Source organism: Pseudomonas sp. S3_G06 (assembly GCF_054667565.1).
In genome coordinates, this window is record NZ_CP162738.1 from 2,080,709 (window position 1) to 2,098,090 (window position 17,382).

Here is a 17,382-nt window from a genome sequence, read left to right on the forward strand (position 1 = left end):
GCCAAAAGGGAGGAGTGAACAAAACCCTTTGAAATTCCACTCAGGGCCGCAGTTCCGTCAAGCGCTGGCCCATCGTCGAATTCAGCAACCCATCGCTGAGCCGCCAGACATCCGCATCCACCAGCGCCACCCGCGCTCCGCACATCAGTTGGCGCCAGACCTTCGGCGGCATGCCCACCATGCGCCCGAACGTGCGGGTGAAGTGCGAGTGATCGGAAAATCCGCATTCATAAACAATCTCGGTAATCGCCATCGAGGTCAGCAACAGCCCTTTGGCCTTGTCGATCTTCATCTTCAGCATCCATTCCTGAGGCGAGCAGCCGGTGACGATCTTGAACGCCCGGGAAAAGTGGCTGCGTGACAGATTGCAATGTTCGGCAATCTCGCTGACGCGCAGGCTGCGGCTCAGATCGTGCAGCATGTAGGCCTTGGCGCGGCGTTCCTGCCAGCCGGACAGTGCGCCCAGTGGGCGAGCCAGGTGGCAGGAAGGGTCTGACTTCACCGATTGCGGGTTCATGGCGGCTCTCCTGATCGATGGGCAAAGTCTGGCCGCAGGCTTTATTTAAAGTCCTTAAACAAACCTTAAAAGTTATGAAGCCCAAGCCTCAGGCGTGAAACGGATAATCGACGTAACCACGCTGATCGCCGCCGAAGAAACTGCTCGGATCCGGCGCGTTCAGTTCAAGCCCGTCGTGCAGCCGACGCGGCAGATCCGGGTTGGCCAAAAATGGCCGGCCAAAGGCAATGATGTCGGCGCGATCGGCGTTCAGCGCCTGTTCGGCGGACTCGGCGTCGTAACCGCCAGCGAGGATCAGCACGCCGTTCCAGGTCTGGCGCAACTGGGCGATGATCGCGTCCCAGCGCGGGTCGAAGTTTTCGTCCTTGACCGTGCCGACCATGGCCGGCTCGACCAGGTGCAGGTAGGCCAGATTCCACTGGTTGAGCGCCTCGACCAGATAACCGAAGGTCGCTTCAGGCGTGTCATCGCCCATGCCCATGAAGCGGCCCATTGGCGTCAGCCGCACGCCAACGCGCTCGGCACCGACTTCATCAGCGACGGCGGCGACCACTTCGAGCAGAAACCGCGCACGGTTTTCCACACTGCCGCCATAGGCGTCATCACGCTGGTTGCTGTTGCTGTTGAGGAACTGGTCGAGCAGATAACCGTTGCCGGCATGGATCTCCACGCCGTCCATGCCAGCGTCCAACGCGTTGCGCGCGGCGCGGCGATAGTCTTCGACGATGTCGGCGATCTCCGCCGTTTCGAGGGCGCGCGGCACTGGCACATCACCCCACACGCCATTGCCTTGTTCATCGACGATAAAGGTCTTGCCCGGCACTGGCAGGGCGCTTGGCGCCACTGGCAAACCGGCGTCAGGCTGAAAGCTCGGATGCGAGACCCGGCCGACGTGCCACAGCTGCATGAAGATCAGACCGTCGGCCTCGTGCACCGCCGTGCTGACTTCGCGCCAGGCCTGCACTTGCGCATCGGTGTAGATCCCCGGCGTCCACGCATAGCCCTGGCCTTGCTGAGAAATCTGCGTGGCCTCGGTGATGATCAGCGCGGCACTGGCGCGTTGGCGGTAGTACTCGGCGTTCATTGCGGTCGGCACGTCGCCCGGCTGGCCAGCGCGCGAGCGGGTCAGGGGCGCCATCGCCACGCGATGGGCAAGGGTGTAAGGGCCGAGTGCGATAGGTTGGAACAGGCGACGGGTCATGGGTAGCTCCGGATTTCGATGAGTAGGGTTCAAGCGCGGCAGCCAGGTGCCGCGCGCTGTGCAGGTAACTTAACCGGGGGTGGCGGGGCTGATAATCCGTGGCCGGCGCTACGCAGTTTTGCGCGCAACGCAACGGCACCCGCGCTCATCGCTGATGAACGCGGGCGTGGTTCAGGCGGGTTGGGTCGAGCGAGTCAGCGGCAGATTCAGCCAGCGCCGGCCGGTGGCATTGCTGACCGCGTTGCCGAGAGCAGCAGCCATTGGCCCTTGGACGATTTCGGCAGCACCGAGGAAGGGTTCGCCCGGTTGATCGAGCAGGTGCACGTCGACTTTTTTCGGCAATTGCGTAAAGCGCAGAATCGGATAACCGCTCCAGTCGTAGCTGCGAATGCCGCCAGCGTCGTAGGCAACTTTTTCGTAGAGCGTCCAGCTGGCCGACTGGACGATGCCGCCCTCGACCTGATTGCGCAGGCCATCTGGGCTGACGATCTGGCCAACATCGACCGCTGTCACCACATGATCGACACGGATTTCGCCGGTCTGCGGATGCACCCGCAGTTTCACCGCAAGGGCGCAGTAACCCATGATGTTCTTGTAGCGGGCGAAGGCAAAACCGATCCCCGCGCCGGGTTCGCTGCTCTTGTGGGGCCAGCCGATTTCGTCACGTACGCGCTCGATCACGGCACGAGCACGCGGGTCGCGCAGATGCGCCAGGCGCAACGCCAGCGGATCGAGCCCGGCCTTGATCGCCAACTCATCAATACTTGCCTCGATGGCGAAGATGTTGATGTGCGCACCGAGCGAGCGCATGGCCGAAGTGCAGAAGGGCATGGTGGTGACGAAATTCATGTTGATCCGCGTCGCGCCCAGCTCGTACAGCGGCACCGCGTTGCGATCGCCATCACCTTCGGGCTGGGCGATTGGCACCGACGGCGCCGAGGCGAAGGGTTTCGCCAACAGGCGTGCCGGCAGCAGGCGCCCGGCATTGACGATGCGTTCGTTGTGCGGCGTGGTCCACAGCTCGTAGTTCCAGTCCTGCAAACGGCCCTGACTGAGGCCGGCATCGACTTCGGTGACCATCGCCGAACTGTACGGCTCCCAGAGATTTTCCTGCTCGCGCATCCATTGCACCCTGACCGGCGTGCCCGGCAGGCGCATGGCGATCAGCGCGGCATCGGCGGCGGCATCATCGGCGCCGTTGTGACCGTAGCAACCCGAGCCTTCGGTGTGAATGCAGCGCACGCGTTCCGGCGGCAGACGCAGCATTTCGGCGATGCCTGCGCGCAGCGGATAGACGCCCTGGGTGTGGGTCCACACCGTGAGCACGCCATCGTTGAACCAGGCCACCGCACAGGACGGGCCGATCGAACCGTGCATCAAGTACTGCTTGGTCACTCGCGCCTTGAAGCGAGTCTCGGTCGCGCTGCCGGGATTGCCGTTGTTGCTGATCGGATAGCGCTTGGAGGGCAATTGCTTGAGCAAATCATGAATCCCGGCGGCTTCGGGAATCGCCTCGCCACCACTCCACTTGGCACTTTCAATGCCGCTGCGCATGGCCTTGATCGCTTGCCACTCATCACGGGCGACCACGGCCAGATAGTTGCCGTCGCGAATCACTTTGACCACGCCGCTCAACGCCTCGACGGACGCGGCATCGAACGCCTGAAGCGTGCAGCCGGGACGCGGCGGGCGAATCACCCGCGCATGCAGCATGCCCGGCAAGCGCATGTCCTGCACAAATGCCGCGCCACCGCTGACCTTGGCCGGGATGTCCAGGCGCGGCAGGTTGTGGCCGATCAGTTTGAAGTCGGCCGCCGCCATCGCCGGTGATTGCGCCTTGGCGTACTGGTGCACATCGACATGCTTGACCGCGTCGGCATATGCCATGCGCTGACCATTCGGCCCTTCGATGATGCCGTCGCGAGTGCTCAGTTGCGCAGCATCGACTTGCCAACTGCGCGCGGCGGCGTCGACGAGCATTTCCCGCACCTGCGCGGCCGCGTTGTACAGCGCGGTGCCGCTGTCGAAAATACTGTGGCTGCCGGCGGTGTAGCCTTCGTTGGGCGTCAGTGCGGTGTCGGCGGTGAGCAAGTTGATTGCGCTGGCCGGCACCTGCAAACGCTCGGCAGCAATTTGCAGCAACGCGGTTTTCACCCCGGTGCCCAGCTCGACCTTGCCGGTGTACACGGTGATGCCGTCGGCGCCGATTCGAATCCAGGCGTCCAGGTATGGGTTGGTGCGCAGGCTGCCGGGCAGATCGGGGGCAAGGACCACGGTGCCAAGGGTGTCGACTTCGGTGTCGGCCAAGGCACGCCGCGCTACCGGCATCAGCGTGAAGGCCATGAGCAACGCGCCGCCACGCAGGAAGGCCCGGCGGCTGGGGTTCAAGCCGTTTGCTGCGCTCATGTCAGGCTCCCGTTGTGCCCGGCCACCTGTTTGATCGCCTCGATAATGCGCAAGTGCGTGCCGCAACGGCACAGATTGCCGGCCATGTGTTCGCGGATGGTTTGTTCGTCCGGGTGCGGATCGCGTTCGAGCAACGCCTGCGCGCGCATCAGCATGCCGGCGATGCAGTAACCGCATTGCGCGGCCTGCTTGTCGATGAATGCCGCTTGCAACGGGCCGGGTTTGTCTGCGCTGCCGAGGCTTTCCACGGTGCGGATTTTTTTCCCTTCAAGGCCTGCGCAGGGCGTGAGGCAGGCGAACACCGGTTGGTCGTCGACGATCACCGTGCACGCGCCGCACTGGCCCAGGCCGCAACCGTACTTGGCGCCGTTGAGGTTCAAGTGGTTGCGCAGCGCATACAGCAGCGGCATGTCCGGTTCCAGCTCCAGCGCTTGGGCGGCTCCATTGACGGTGAGAGTGATCTGGCTCATTTCGTCTCCTGACGTAACGCTTCAATAGTGGAAGAGAGGTCGGCCCATGGCTGCTCGGGTCTGGCTTGCTCGCGCAGATACGCGGCGAGGGCACCGAGCTGGGCGTTGTCGAGGCTGGCGGCGAACGGCGGCATCACCGGGCCGGGCGCGCCGGGAATGGCGGGCTCGCCTTCAAGCACGGTCTTGAGAAAGTTGCGCGAGCTGGCCGCTTGTAGCGCCGAGGTGCTTTCCAGGCCTGGGCGGCCGTCGATTTCGCGCATCGGCGCGGCGGGTGCGTGACATCCGGCGCAGGCGCTGCTGAAGAGCAGGGCGCCGGTTGTGTGATCCGCTGGAATACCTGGCTGCTTTTTCGCGGTGGTTTCGCTCACCGCGTGCGGGTTTTTCAGGCTCAGCAGGTAGTCGGCAATCGCCTCGGCTTCGCTGGCCGGCAAGCGCGCCAGACTCAGGCTGACCGGGCGCATCGGGCCGGCGGGCGTGCCGTGGCCATCGACCACGTCAGCGCGCAGATAGCCGACCAATTGCTCGCGATTCCACGGATTGGCGCGTTGGCCGAGGCCGACCAGGGCCGGCGCTTCCCAGCCATCGACGCTGCCGCCCTTCAAATACTCCGAGGATTTCTCCGCGCCGATCAGGTTCAGCGGTGAATGACAGCCGGCGCAGTGGCCCGGGCCGTCGACCAGATAGCGTCCGCGATTCCATGCCGCGCTGTGTTCGGCCAACGGCGTCAGTGGCTCGCCATGCAGAAACAGCAGATTCCAGAACGACACCAGCGGGCGGATGTTCATCGGGAAATTCATCTGGTTCTGCCGCGCCGGGGCGCGTACGGCGGGGCCGCTCATCAAGTAGGCATAGGCGTCGGCGATGTCTTCGGAGCTCATGCGCCGGTAGTGCACGTAGGGAAAGGCCGGGTAGAGAAAGTGGCCGTCGCGGGCAATGCCTTCACGCATCGCCCGCTCGAAGGCCGGCAGTGACCATTCACCGATGCCGGTCTGCGCATCCGGGGTGATGTTGGTGCTGTACAGCGTGCCGAACGGCGTCACCAGCGGCAGCCCGCCAGCCAGGTATTCGCCGCCGGGGCGGGTATGGCACACCGCGCAGTCACCGGCCTCGACCACCCGTGCGCCGCGTTGCAACTGCGCAGTATCGAATGACGTCGGCCGTTTGATTGGCGCGATAGCCGGGCGCCACATCAGCGCGACGGCGACGATCAGGCCGAGCACCGCGAGCACGCCGACGCTGATCCACAGGGTTCTGGATTTGAGCAAATGGCTGATCATGGTCGGCAGAAAAACGCGGCGGACAGTGGTAGGACGAGTGCAGTGCGGGTCATGGAAACGCTCCTTGTAGCAGCCGGGGAAGGGCGCCGATGCGGACGTCAGCGCCAGGGCCAAAGCGTAGAGAAGACCCTTGCAGCGGAGAATCACCGGCCCGCGCAACAGCGCGTTGCGCCACAAGCAACGTTGCGCGCCACGCATCAGTGCGTTGCCAGTGGCACGGATTCTCGCGGCCGCCGGCTGACCGTAGCCTTGGCACAACTTTCCCGAACTCAACGAGGTGTCACCATGCTTACGGGCAACCCTGCCGTTGCGGCCCCGGCCGAACAGCCTGCTTCACTCTCCGGCCTGATGGTCGCGTTTCTGGCATTTTGCTGCGGCGCGGTCGTCGCCAACCTGTATTACGCACAACCCATCGTCGAACTGATCGCGCCGCAGATCGGCCTGTCCAGCGCCAATGCCAGCCTGATCGTGTCGCTGACGCAGTTCGGTTACGCGCTGGGTTTGTTGCTGCTGGTGCCGCTGGCTGACCTGATGGAAAACCGCCGTCTGGTGGTCGGCTTCACCCTCGCTGCAAGTGTGACGCTGCTGTGCGCTGGCCTGACTCATTCGCCGTCGCTGTTCCTGCTGCTCTCTTTGCTGATCGGCCTGACCTCGGTGGCGGTGCAGATTCTCGTGCCGTTGGCCGCACATCTGGCGCCGGAAGCCAGTCGTGGCCGTGTCGTCGGCAATATCATGAGCGGCTTGCTCTTGGGGATTCTGCTGTCGCGGCCGCTGTCGAGTCTGTTGGTTGAAGTGTTCGGCTGGCGCGGGGTGTTTTACAGCGCGGCGGCACTGATGGCGGTGATCGCGCTGATTACCGCTGTGGCACTGCCGCGCCGGGTACCGACGCACAAAGCCACTTATGTCGCGTTGATCGGTTCGGTGTTTGCCCTGGCCCGGCGCTTTCCTGTGTTGCGCCAGCGTTCGCTGTATCAGGGTTTGCTGTTCGCCAGTTTCAGCCTGTTCTGGACCCTCGCGCCGATTGAGTTGATGCGTCACCACGGTTTCAGCCAGGCGCAAGTGGCGGTCTTCGCCCTGGTCGGTGCGGTGGGTGCGATTGCCGCGCCAATTGCCGGGCGTCTGGCCGATGCCGGCCACGGTCGTCGCGGTACCTTGGTGGCGTTGTTGCTGGCGCCGCTGTCGCTGTTGATCGCCGCGTTGCCGGGCAGTGGTTACGTGTGGCTGGTGGTGTGTGCGGTGCTGCTGGATTTTGCCGTGCAACTGAACATGGTCCTCGGCCAGCGTGAGGTCTACGCCCTCGACCCGCACAGCCGCGCCCGCCTGAATGCGGTGTACATGACCAGCATCTTCGTCGGTGGCGCCCTCGGTTCACTGGTCGCCAGCCCGCTGTACGAACACTTCGGCTGGAACCTCTCGGCCGTCGCCGTGGCGGTGTTGCCGGCGCTGGCGCTGGCGTTGTTCCTGAGTCGCAAGGCTGAGCGCAGCTGAATCAAAAGAACCCCACAAATCCCCCCTGTGGGAGTGAGCCTGCTCACGAAAGCGGTGGGTCAGCCTGCCCATCAATCGCCTGATCCGACGCCTTCGCGAGCAGGCTCGCTCCCACAGGGTCTTGGGTATACAGGCCGAGCGCTGACCCGTCATAAAGCCATTGTGGCAACGAGGTACTCGAGATGGACTTGTTTCCCGCACCAGGCGCCCTCAAGCACGACGATACAAGACGTGTGGCGAGCGCTGATGCACAATCAGCGGCGTTCCCTCACCACCGGACCCCGCTTATGGACAAGTTGCTGGCATTGAAGATGTTTGTTGAAACCGTGCGCTGCGGGGGCTATTCCTCGGCGGCGCGCAAGCTTGGGATTTCGACGTCTTCGGTGACACGGCAAGTGGCGGGGCTGGAAAACGAGTTGGGCGCCAGCCTGCTCAATCGCACCACGCGCAATACCAGCGTGACCGTCGCCGGCCAGACCTATTTCGAGAAGGCCGTGGCCATTCTCGATGCCATCGACGAAGCCGATGCGGTGGTCGCCGATCGTGGCAGTGATGCCCAAGGCCGCTTGCGCATCAGCGTGCCGGTGGAGTTTGGCCGGCGGCTGATCGCGCCGCACCTGAGCCGCCTGCTTGAACGCCATCCCGGGCTAGAGATCAGCCTGTCGCTGAGCGATCAGGTCAGCGATTTGCTCAGCGAGCAGATCGACGTTTCAGTGCGGCTCGGCTCGACGGTGGTCAGCGAGGACATCGTCAGCAAACGCGTCGGCCACTTTCAGCGTTGGATTGTCGCCAGCCCGGATTATCTGGCGCGCAGCGGCGTGCTGGAGCATCCGCGGGATCTGCTCGAGCACCAGTGCCTGCGCTTCGACTACGGCGGCAGCCATCACCACTGGACCTTTCAGGGCGACGAAGAGCCGATTCAGCTCAACGTCCAGGGTCGCCTGCAAAGCAACAACGCCGACATCCTGCGCGAAGCGGCGATTGGCGGTGGCGGGGTGGCGCTGCTGGCCGACTGGCTGGTGCGCGACGACGTCGCCGCCGGACGCCTGACGCGCTTGCTTGAGCACTACGAGGTCAACCCCGGCAGTGCCAGCAGTTGCATCAACGCGCTGTACCTGCCCAACCACCGTGGATCGAGCCGGATCAACGTGTTCATCGATTTTCTCGTGGAAATCCTCAAACCCGCCGCACCTGCCGCTTAGCGCTGCACACTCTGTTGCTGCAGCCGCTGCACACTGCTTGTATGCTTGCGCCCCGGAACACGTGGCCGCCGTGAGTGCCGACGTTCGAATGATGGCTGGAATGGATACCGGACTTCCTTAAGGTACTGACGTGAAGCGTGATACTCGCCTTGTAATGCTCCTGCTGCTGGTGATCGGCTGTTCCCTGACTTCGCTGACGATCTGGAAAGTCTGGTCTTCGCGCGAGCGTGCGCTGGCGGAAGTCGATGTGCATGGCCTGAACCTGACCCAGGCGCTCAACACCTACACCGAAGGCATCGTCCGGCAAAGCTCGCTGCTCTTGCTCGGGCTGGTCGAACTTCTGGAAACCGAGGGTAACGGCCCGGCGCAGATTCAGCGCATCCAGAGCCTGATCGACCGCCAGCAGCCGCTGATGCCCCAGCTTAGCGGCATCATCATCTATGACCGGAACGGGCATTGGCTGATGTCTTCCAACCGGCCGATTCCGGAGGGCGCCAACAGTAGCGACCGCGCCTATTTCATTCATCACCGTGACAGCGCGAGCCGCGAGCCCTTTATTGGCCCGCCGATCCAGAGCCGTGCCAATCACGAATGGGTGGTGACCATCAGTCGGCGCTTCAACGACGACGGTGGGCAGTTCGCTGGCGTGGTAGCGGTGACGCTGGGGGTGGAAAACTTTTTGCGCGTGTTCGGCAAACTCGACGTTGGCCAGGACGGCGCGATCGGTCTGTCTTACACCGATGGCACGCTGCTGGTCCGCTATCCGTTCCGCGAGCAGGACATGGGCCGCAACTTCTCCAAATCGCCGATCTACGCCAAATACCTCGTCGACCGCTCGGTCGGCACTGCCTCCTACACCTCCAGCCTCGACGGTGTCGAGCGGCTGTACGCATTCCGTAAAAGCGAAAGCCTGCCGCTGATCACCACCGTGGCCCTGGGCAAGGATGAAGCGCTGGCGGCGTGGCGTATCGAAGCGGCGTTGTCGGCGGTGGTAGTGATCGGGCTGCTGGGGCTGACCGGATTGATCGGCTGGTTCCTGATTCTCGATATCCGCCGCCGCACTGAGGCTGAAGAGGCGTTGCGCGATGCCCAACAGCAGTTGCTTGCGTCCAATCGGCAGCTGGAATTGCTGGCGCTGAAGGATGCGCTGACCGGCCTGGCCAACCGCCGCTGTTTCGATGAAACGCTGACGGTGGAAGCGCGGCGGGCGCAGCGTGACGGGACCTCGCTGGCCTTGCTGATGATCGATATCGACCACTTCAAATTGTTCAACGATGCCTTGGGCCACGTCGCTGGCGATGCCTGCCTGCAAGCGGTCAGCAAGATTCTTGAAGGCTGCGTGCGACGCCCCTCGGATCTGGTCGCGCGCTACGGTGGCGAGGAAATGGCGGTGATCATGCCGGCCACCGACAGCGCCGGGGCGACCGTGGTGGCGCAACTGATGCTCGAGCGTTTGCAGCAGGCGAACATCGCCCACCCGGGCAGTCCGTTTGCTCGGATTACGGTGAGTATCGGCATGGCGGTGGGGACGGGCGCTCAGCTGGATTCGCTGCCGGCGTTGATCCAGACCGCCGATCAGGCGCTGTACCGGGCGAAAGCGGCGGGGCGCAACGGGATGGCCGGGCAGGCCTGAGGCGCACTAGAAAGCTTCGCCGCTATCCAGTTTCGCCAACAGCATTTGTCCGCGTAGCCACAGTGCATCCTGCTTGGCCAGCGGCATGCGGTCGAGGTTCTTGTACATCATGCCCATGCGCTGATTGCCGCGCAGGATATCGCCGTGGCGCATGAGGAAATGCCAGTACAGCGCATTGAACGGGCAGGCATCGTCCGCGCTGCTTTCCTTGACCTTATAGGCGCAGTCGCCGCAGTAATCCGACATCCGATTGATGTACTGGCCGCTGGCGCAGTAAGGCTTGGAGCCGAGATAACCGCCGTCGGCGTGCATGACCATGCCAAGGGTATTGGGCAGTTCGACCCAGTCGAAGGCGTCCATGTAGATCGCCAGATACCACTCACAGATTTCCTTCGGCGCAATCCCGGCGAGCAAGGCAAAGTTACCGGTGACCATCAGGCGCTGAATGTGGTGGGCGTAGGCATGTTGCAGGCTTTGGCCGATGGCCTGGCGCATGCAGTTCATCTGTGTCTGCCCGGTCCAGTAGAACTCCGGTAGCGGACGCGAGTTGCCAAACACGTTGCCCTCGGCGTAGTCCGGCATCTTCAGCCAGTACACGCCGCGCACGTATTCACGCCAGCCGATCAGCTGCCGAATAAAGCCTTCGGCAGCGTTGAGGCCGATGCTCCCCGACCAGTACGCCGCCTCGACATCGCTGCACAGCTGGCGCAAATCGAGCAGGCCGATGTTCAGCGCCGCGCTGATCCGCGCGTGAAACAGGAACGGCTCGTCGCTGGCCATGGCGTCCTGGTAATCACCGAAGCCGGCCAGCGCATAGTCGAGAAAGTATAGCCACAGGGCCTGGGCATCGGCGTGGGTCACCGGGTAATTGAAGTCATCCAGCGTGCCGTAATGGCTGGCGAAGCGCTCGCCGACCCATACCAGCACCTCTTGGGTGATTGCGTCATTGGCGAAACGTGCCGGGTAGGGCGGTTTAGCGTGTTTGGGCAGCGCCTTGCGATTCTCCGCATCGAAATTCCACGCACCGCCGACCGGCGTACCGTCGCCATTAAGCAGCAGCCGACTCTTGCGCCGCATCTCGCGGTAGAAAAACTCCATGCGCAGCTGCTTCTTGCCGCTGGCCCAATTGGAGAACTCTTCGCGGGAGCAGAGGAAACGGCGGTCTGAATGCCAGTGCACGGGCAAGCCCGAATCTTTGATTGACTGCTCAAGGCGCCAGTCGCCGCATTCGGTGATATGAATCTCTTCGGCGCCGGTGAGGGTTCGCCAGCGCTGTAGTTCGCCGGGAATTGAGCCGCTGTTGTCCGGGTCATCGAGGCTGACGTACTGGACGCGGAAGCCTTTATCGCGCAACGCCTCGGCAAAGTGGCGCATTGCGCTGAAGATCAGAGCGATCTTTTGCGGATGATGGGCGACGTGGGTCGCTTCCTCCATGACCTCGACCATCAGCAGCAGGTCGTGCTGGGGATCGAGTGGCTGCAGGGAGGCCAGGTCGAATGACAGCTGGTCGCCGAGAATCAGGAGCAAGCGGTGGGCAGGGGGCATGGAGCGAAGTCCGGTCAGAGATTCGAACTCCAATAGTTATACAGATTGTTTGTTATGTATAGGTTTTAGCGGCCACTGACATCCGGTAGTGGGAGCGAGCCTGCTCGCGAAAGCGTCCTGTCAGTCAATACAAATGCTGACTGACCCACCGCCTTCGCGAGCAGGCTCGCTCCCACAGGGATTTGGGTGGGGTTCTTAGGCGGGGTAGGTCGGATAGTCGATATAACCCTCGGCACCGCCGCCATACACCGTCGCCGGGTTCAATTGGTTCAACGGCCAGTCATTGGCAATCCGCGCCGGCAGGTCCGGGTTGGCCATGAAGGGCCGGCCAAACGCGACCAGATCCGCCAGCCCCGACTCAAGCAATTGCGCGCCGGTTTTGGCGGTGTAGCGACCGGCATAAATGATCGCGCCGCTGAACGTGTCGCGTACGGCCTGGCGAAAGGTCTGCGGCATCGCTGGCGCGTTGTCCCAGTCGGCTTCGGCGATCGACAGGTAGGCGATGCCGACGTCTTCAAGAATCTTGATCGCGGCAATGTAAGTTGTGTGCGGATCTTCCTCGACCAGGCCCAGGTATGTCCGCGCTTCATCGGTGGTAGTGAACAACGGCGCGAAACGCACACCGACCTTGTCCTTGCCAATGCATTCGGCGACGCCGGCCACCACTTCGCGCAAGAAGCGCAAGCGATTGTCCAGCGAGCCGCCGTACTGGTCGGTGCGCAGGTTGCTGTGGGCGGAGATGAACTGGTTGACCAGATAACCGTTGGCGCAATGCAGTTCGATGCCGTCGAAACCCGCCTCCATCGCGTTGCGCGCGGCCTGGATGTACAGCTGAATCAGTTCCTGCACTTCATCGGTGCTCAGCGCGCGCGGCGCGGACGGCGGCACCAGTTCACCGACACCGGGCGCGGTTTCGATGAACACGCTGACGCGGTCCGTGGCGACCGCAGAGGCCGACACCGGCGCATCGCCGTTGGGCTGCAACGCCGTGTGCGAGACCCGACCGACATGCCAGAGCTGGGCGAAGATCACGCCATCCACGGCGTGCACCGCCTCGGTGACTTTGCGCCAACCGGCGATCTGCTCCGGCGTGTGAATGCCCGGCGTCCACGCATAACCCTGGCCGCGCGGTTCGATCTGCGTGCCTTCGGTGACCAGCAAACCGGCACCGGCGCGCTGCTGGTAATACTCGGCCATCAACTCGTTGGCGACATTGCCCGGCTGCGTGCTGCGCTGGCGGGTGAGAGGCGGCAGGACGATGCGGTTTTTCAGGGTGTGGTTGCCCAATTTAGCGGGCGTGAAAAAAGCGTTATTCATGGAGTAAGCCTGGAATCTGATTAGACCAGTCGACTAGTGACTGGGCAAAAAAACAACGCCGGGCGGTACGCACACGGCGTTGATCGGGTTGGAGCGATGGATTCAGCCGAGCATCTTCAACAGCTTTTCGGCAACGGCGGCAGAGCTGGCCGGGTTCTGGCCGGTGACCAGTTGACCGTCAGCCACCACATGCACTTGCCAATCGGCGACTTTCGAATAGCGCCCGCCAAGGCGCTGGAACTCGTCTTCGATAAGGAACGGCACCACGTCAGTCAGGCCGACCGCCGCTTCTTCGGCATTGGTGAAGCCGGTGACATCACGGCCTTTGACGATTGGCTGGCCGTCAGCGCGCACAACATGACGCAACACGCCAGGTGCGTGGCAGACAAAACCGTGAGGTTTATTGGCGCGGTCGAAAGCTTCGATCAGTGCAATCGAGGCCTTGTCTTCGGCCAGATCCCACAGCGGGCCGTGGCCACCTGGGTAGAACACTGCGTCGAAATCTTCGGCCTTCACGTCAGCCAAACGGCCAGTGGTGGCGAGTGCCTGTTGTGCGGCCGGATCGGCGCGGAAGCGATCGGTTTCGGCAGTCTGCGCGCTTGGCTCATCGCTTTTCGGATCGAGCGGCGGCTGGCCGCCGGCAGGCGATACCAGGGTGACGTCGGCGCCGGCGTCCTTGAAGGCAAAGTAGGGCGCGGCGAACTCTTCCAGCCAGAAGCCGGTTTTCTTGCCGGTGTTGCCGAGTTGATCGTGGGAAGTCAGAACCATCAAGATTTTCATAGAGCACCCTTGGGTTGGTCTGGCATCGGCAGGAGGCGAGGGATTCGCTTGTTGTCGGTGCCGCATGAATTTGTGTGTCGGGGCGCAGCATAGTTTCCAATTAGACCAGTCGTCTAGTAATTTTTTCAGAAAATGTTTTTGCCCGTCGGTTATGGCAAACTCCCGGTCCTGAAAACTATACGACTGGTCTATTGTCTGGAATTTTGCGCACCATGAAGCCGACCTTTGACGACACCCGCCAACACTTGCTCGACACCGGCCACCGGATGATGGCCGAGAAGGGCTTCACCAGCGTCGGCCTCAACGAGATCCTGCAGACCGCCGGCGTGCCCAAGGGCTCGTTTTATCACTACTTCAAATCCAAGGAGTTGTACGGCCAGGCGCTGCTCGAGGATTACTTCGTCGACTACCTCGCCGACATGGAGCGCCGCTTGACGCTGCCGGGGCTGACTGCTTTCGAGCGTTTGATGGATTACTGGCAGGGCTGGCAGAACCGCTGCACCCTCGAAGGCCACGGCGATGAATGCCTGGTGGTGAAACTCAGCGCCGAAGTCGCCGACCTGTCCGAATCAATGCGCCTGACCCTGCGCGACGGCGCCGAACGCATCGTCGCGCGGATCACCGAATGCATCGAACAAGGCCAAAATGACAAAAGCCTGCCCGAGGGCGATGCGCGCAAGTTGGCAGAGACGCTGTATCAGCTCTGGCTCGGTGCCAGCCTGCTGAACAAATTGCAGCGCACCGGACAGTCGCTGGAAACTTCGATGGCGATGACCCGGCAGTTGTTGCAAGTCTGAGCCTCGCCGCAGATCCCTTGTAGGAGCGAGCCTGCTCGCGAAGACGGCGGCACATTCAACATCTTCATCGCCTGACCCAAACCATTCGCGAGCAGGCTCGCTCCCACAGGAGATCTGTGTTGATTGGTGGGATTGGAGACCAGCAGGCCATTCAAAACTCAGGCAGAACTGCTGTCCTCTTCAGGCAGTTGGGCAAACCAATGCGCATACGGTGTATTGCTCACTTTGAATCGGTTGTAATCCGGGCTGCCGTCATCCCACCACACCGGCCCGCGCTCACCCAGCGCGACTTTGGCCTCGTTGACGCGATCTCTCGCCGACTTCAATGCCTGTGCATCCTCCGCACGCTTCGCCTCTTTGACCGCACGCCGCGCTGACATGAGTTCGGCTACAAACGCCTCACGCTCGGCGGCCGGCAGCGCTGGATTGCTGCAACGCCACAGCTGTTGCTTGACCACAAAATAGCGGCCATCGGGGGTGGTGGGGTACATGGGCGATATCCTGCGTGATCCAGTCTCAGACCGGGTAGGACAACTCGCCGATGAGTTTATCCAGCGTAATCGGATAATCGCGCACCCGTACGCCACAGGCGTTATAGATCGCGTTGGCGATGGCCGCCGCCGCGCCGCTGATACCCAGCTCACCGACGCCTTTGGCCTTCAGCGGGGTGGCGTACGGGTCGACTTCATCGAGAAAGATCACTTCCTGATGGGGAATGTCGGCGTGCACCGGCACCTCGTATCCGGCCAGATCGTGATTGACGAAAAAGCCGATTCGATGATCCACCGCCAGCTCTTCCATCAATGCCGCGCCGGCGCCCATGGTCATGCCGCCGATGATCTGGCTGCGCGCGGTTTTCGGGTTGAGGATGCGCCCGGCGGCGCACACGGCCAGTTGCCGACGCAGGCGAATTTCGCCGGTCGCCGCATTGACCGCGACCTCGGCGAAATGCGCGCCGAAGGTCTGCTGGGCGAAGCGCTGGGCAAGGTCACCGTATTCCATGCGGTCCTCGCCCGTCAGCTCGCCATTGGCTGCGGCCTGAGCCAAGCCAACCTGCTGCGAGCCTGCGCGAATCTGTGCATCGACAAACTCGGCTTGCTGCGGGTCAATCCCGACGGCGCGAGCGGCGGCCTCACGCAGTTTCACGCACGCGGCATACACCCCGGCAGTGGAGGAGGCGGCGCCCCACTGGCCGCCGGAGCCCGACGATTCCGGAAACCGCGAATCGCCCAAGTGCACCACGACACGGTCCAGCGGCACGCCCATCATTTCGGCAGCGGTCTGGGCGATGATGGTGTAACTGCCGGTGCCGATGTCGGTCATGTCGGTTTCCACGGTGATGACGCCTTGACGATCGAGACGCACCCGCGCCGCCGAAGCGGTCGTCGGTGCGCCGCGAATCGCCGAGGCCAGCCCGATGCCGATCAGCCAACCGCCCTCACGGCGCTGAGCGGGTTGAGGGTTGCGCTGACGCCAGCCGAAGCGTTCGGCCCCAGTGTTCAGGCATTCCACCAACTGCCGTTTGGAGAACGGCCGCGCCGGTTGCTCCGGATCGACCTGCGAATCGTTGAGGATGCGCAGTTGCAGCGGATCCATTTGCAGCTTTTCGGCCAGTTCATCCATGGCGATTTCCAGCGCCATCATCCCCGGTGCCTCGCCCGGCGCGCGCATCGCCGAACCCTCGGCGAGATCGAGCACGGCGAGATTCAAACGGGTCATGCGATTGGCCCCGGCGTAAAGCAAGCGGGTTGACGCGGTAGCTGCTTCGGCGCGTCCGCCGCGCAGATTGCCCGACCAGCTCTCGTGGCCGATCGCCGTGATCACGCCGTCACGGTTGGCACCGATGCGCAGGCGCTGAAGCGTCGCCGGGCGGTGAGTCAGGTTGTTGAACATCAGCGGCCGCGGCAGCGCGACTTTCACCGGTCGCCCGGCATGTCGAGCGGCCAGGGATGCCAACACTGCGTCGCAAAGAATCGTGCCCTTACCGCCGAAACCACCGCCGATATACGGCGAGATCAGGCGCACATCTTCCTTGGCGATACCGAGGGTTTTCGCCAGATCGCGCACGCCCCAGTTGATCTGTTGGATCGATGTCCACAAGGTCAACTGCGTGCCGCTCCAGCGGGCAATGGTTGCGTGCGGTTCCATCATCGCGTGGGCCTGGTCAGGCGTGCTGTAGTGCTGATCGATTTGCACGGGCGCAGCGTTGAAGGCGCCTTCGAAGTCACCGACGCTGGTCTGCGGCGGCGGGCCGAAACCGGCCGGTGGCGGTGGGTTTGCGGAGTCTTTCGCCGCAGCCAGATCGAAGGAACCTGGTTCGGCCACGTAGCGGATGTCGAGCAAGCCGGCCGCCGCGCGGGCCTGTTCAAAGGTGTCCGCGACGACAATCGCCACGGCCTGGTGATAGTGATCGACCTGCGGCCCGGCCAAGGCCCTGGCTACGTAAAACTCGCCTTTGGCCAATGGCCCGGCGTTTTCGTAAGTGACGATGGCAATCACCCCGGACGCTTCCCGCGCTTGCGTGGAATCGATCGAGGCAATGCGCCCTTTGCCGATCCCGGCGCCGACGATATAGCCATAGGCGGCGTCCGGCACCGCTGCGTTTTGCTCGTAGGCGTAGGTGGCGGTGCCGGTGGTTTTCAACTTGCCGTCGATGCGGTCGGCAGGTTGGCCGATCACCTTCAGCTGGTCGATCGGATTGGAGCCGGCCGGGGTGTCGAATTTCATCTGCGAACTCCTTTCAGACAGG

General features: G+C 63.0%; 14 protein-coding genes. 4 read left to right on the forward strand and 10 right to left on the reverse strand.

Going from position 1 to position 17,382, the window contains the following annotated elements; all coding sequences use genetic code 11:
- Positions 1-40: 40 nt before the first annotated feature.
- The 5 genes from AB4N47_RS09395 to AB4N47_RS09415 all read right to left on the reverse strand — a co-directional run bounded on the left by AB4N47_RS09395 (position 41) and on the right by AB4N47_RS09415 (position 5,871).
- Positions 41-517 carry a helix-turn-helix domain-containing protein gene (locus AB4N47_RS09395; protein ID WP_016774798.1) on the reverse strand — a complete coding sequence of 159 codons (477 nt, stop codon included), beginning with the start codon at positions 515-517 and terminating at the stop codon, positions 41-43.
- Between the two features lie 88 nt (positions 518-605).
- Entirely contained in the window at positions 606-1,718 is a 1,113-nt protein-coding gene (locus tag AB4N47_RS09400) for an alkene reductase (RefSeq protein ID WP_341637442.1), read from the reverse strand.
- Between the two features lie 171 nt (positions 1,719-1,889).
- Complete coding sequence (locus AB4N47_RS09405) at positions 1,890-4,124, reverse strand: xanthine dehydrogenase family protein molybdopterin-binding subunit (RefSeq protein WP_341637443.1); 2,235 nt, start codon at positions 4,122-4,124, stop codon at positions 1,890-1,892.
- Positions 4,121-4,594: a (2Fe-2S)-binding protein gene (locus AB4N47_RS09410; RefSeq protein ID WP_130902671.1), complete on the reverse strand. Its 474-nt coding sequence runs from the start codon at positions 4,592-4,594 to the stop codon at positions 4,121-4,123. The genes AB4N47_RS09405 and AB4N47_RS09410 overlap by 4 nt, the downstream gene beginning before the upstream one ends.
- A complete protein-coding gene (locus AB4N47_RS09415) occupies positions 4,591-5,871 on the reverse strand; it encodes a c-type cytochrome (RefSeq protein WP_341637548.1) in 1,281 nt (426 codons plus the stop codon). The genes AB4N47_RS09410 and AB4N47_RS09415 overlap by 4 nt, the downstream gene beginning before the upstream one ends.
- A gap of 285 nt (positions 5,872-6,156) precedes the next feature.
- Between AB4N47_RS09415 and AB4N47_RS09420 the strand changes: the two genes are divergently transcribed.
- From AB4N47_RS09420 to AB4N47_RS09430, 3 genes are all read left to right on the forward strand, one after another.
- Complete coding sequence (locus AB4N47_RS09420) at positions 6,157-7,359, forward strand: MFS transporter (protein WP_341637444.1); 1,203 nt, start codon at positions 6,157-6,159, stop codon at positions 7,357-7,359.
- Positions 7,360-7,646: 287 nt separating this feature from the next.
- Positions 7,647-8,561 (forward strand): LysR family transcriptional regulator, encoded by a 915-nt coding sequence (locus tag AB4N47_RS09425; RefSeq protein WP_024013018.1) that lies wholly within the window; start codon positions 7,647-7,649, stop codon positions 8,559-8,561.
- A gap of 130 nt (positions 8,562-8,691) precedes the next feature.
- On the forward strand, positions 8,692-10,194 hold the full coding sequence (locus AB4N47_RS09430; RefSeq protein WP_460154468.1) for a sensor domain-containing diguanylate cyclase: 1,503 nt from the start codon (positions 8,692-8,694) through the stop codon (positions 10,192-10,194).
- Positions 10,195-10,200: 6 nt separating this feature from the next.
- On the opposite strand, the gene AB4N47_RS09435 is transcribed toward AB4N47_RS09430, so the two are convergent.
- From AB4N47_RS09435 to AB4N47_RS09445, 3 genes are all read right to left on the reverse strand, one after another.
- Positions 10,201-11,739 carry a cryptochrome/photolyase family protein gene (locus AB4N47_RS09435; protein WP_341637446.1) on the reverse strand — a complete coding sequence of 513 codons (1,539 nt, stop codon included), beginning with the start codon at positions 11,737-11,739 and terminating at the stop codon, positions 10,201-10,203.
- A 195-nt stretch (positions 11,740-11,934) separates the two neighbouring features.
- Positions 11,935-13,056, reverse strand: coding sequence for an alkene reductase (locus AB4N47_RS09440; RefSeq protein ID WP_130902666.1), 1,122 nt, complete (start codon positions 13,054-13,056; stop codon positions 11,935-11,937).
- Between the two features lie 102 nt (positions 13,057-13,158).
- The gene (locus tag AB4N47_RS09445) at positions 13,159-13,836 is read right to left on the reverse strand and encodes a type 1 glutamine amidotransferase domain-containing protein (protein WP_073476243.1); all 678 of its coding nucleotides are present in this window, start codon (positions 13,834-13,836) and stop codon (positions 13,159-13,161) included.
- A 212-nt stretch (positions 13,837-14,048) separates the two neighbouring features.
- Here AB4N47_RS09445 and AB4N47_RS09450 point away from each other — a divergent pair, with 212 nt between their 5' ends.
- Positions 14,049-14,633 (forward strand): TetR/AcrR family transcriptional regulator, encoded by a 585-nt coding sequence (locus tag AB4N47_RS09450; protein WP_256809839.1) that lies wholly within the window; start codon positions 14,049-14,051, stop codon positions 14,631-14,633.
- A gap of 158 nt (positions 14,634-14,791) precedes the next feature.
- Here the strand turns inward: AB4N47_RS09450 and AB4N47_RS09455 are convergent, their stop codons facing one another.
- The gene (locus tag AB4N47_RS09455) at positions 14,792-15,124 is read right to left on the reverse strand and encodes a hypothetical protein (RefSeq protein WP_341637447.1); all 333 of its coding nucleotides are present in this window, start codon (positions 15,122-15,124) and stop codon (positions 14,792-14,794) included.
- 25 nt (positions 15,125-15,149) lie between these two features.
- The gene (gene paoC / locus AB4N47_RS09460) at positions 15,150-17,360 is read right to left on the reverse strand and encodes an aldehyde oxidoreductase molybdenum-binding subunit PaoC (protein WP_341637448.1); all 2,211 of its coding nucleotides are present in this window, start codon (positions 17,358-17,360) and stop codon (positions 15,150-15,152) included.
- Positions 17,361-17,382 lie beyond the last annotated feature (22 nt).

Excerpts from the sequence above, each read along its gene's own strand:
- AB4N47_RS09395 (WP_016774798.1), bottom strand. The coding sequence starts at position 517 with ATGAACCCGCAATCGGTGAAGTCAGACCCTTCCTGCCACCTGGCTCGC.
- AB4N47_RS09400 (WP_341637442.1), bottom strand. The coding sequence starts at position 1,718 with ATGACCCGTCGCCTGTTCCAACCTATCGCACTCGGCCCTTACACCCTT.
- AB4N47_RS09405 (WP_341637443.1), bottom strand. The coding sequence starts at position 4,124 with ATGAGCGCAGCAAACGGCTTGAACCCCAGCCGCCGGGCCTTCCTGCGT.
- AB4N47_RS09410 (WP_130902671.1), bottom strand. The coding sequence starts at position 4,594 with ATGAGCCAGATCACTCTCACCGTCAATGGAGCCGCCCAAGCGCTGGAG.
- AB4N47_RS09415 (WP_341637548.1), bottom strand. The coding sequence starts at position 5,871 with ATGATCAGCCATTTGCTCAAATCCAGAACCCTGTGGATCAGCGTCGGC.
- AB4N47_RS09420 (WP_341637444.1), top strand. The coding sequence starts at position 6,157 with ATGCTTACGGGCAACCCTGCCGTTGCGGCCCCGGCCGAACAGCCTGCT.
- AB4N47_RS09425 (WP_024013018.1), top strand. The coding sequence starts at position 7,647 with ATGGACAAGTTGCTGGCATTGAAGATGTTTGTTGAAACCGTGCGCTGC.
- AB4N47_RS09435 (WP_341637446.1), bottom strand. The coding sequence starts at position 11,739 with ATGCCCCCTGCCCACCGCTTGCTCCTGATTCTCGGCGACCAGCTGTCA.
- AB4N47_RS09440 (WP_130902666.1), bottom strand. The coding sequence starts at position 13,056 with ATGAATAACGCTTTTTTCACGCCCGCTAAATTGGGCAACCACACCCTG.
- AB4N47_RS09445 (WP_073476243.1), bottom strand. The coding sequence starts at position 13,836 with ATGAAAATCTTGATGGTTCTGACTTCCCACGATCAACTCGGCAACACC.
- AB4N47_RS09450 (WP_256809839.1), top strand. The coding sequence starts at position 14,049 with ATGAAGCCGACCTTTGACGACACCCGCCAACACTTGCTCGACACCGGC.
- AB4N47_RS09455 (WP_341637447.1), bottom strand. The coding sequence starts at position 15,124 with ATGTACCCCACCACCCCCGATGGCCGCTATTTTGTGGTCAAGCAACAG.
- paoC (WP_341637448.1), bottom strand. The coding sequence starts at position 17,360 with ATGAAATTCGACACCCCGGCCGGCTCCAATCCGATCGACCAGCTGAAG.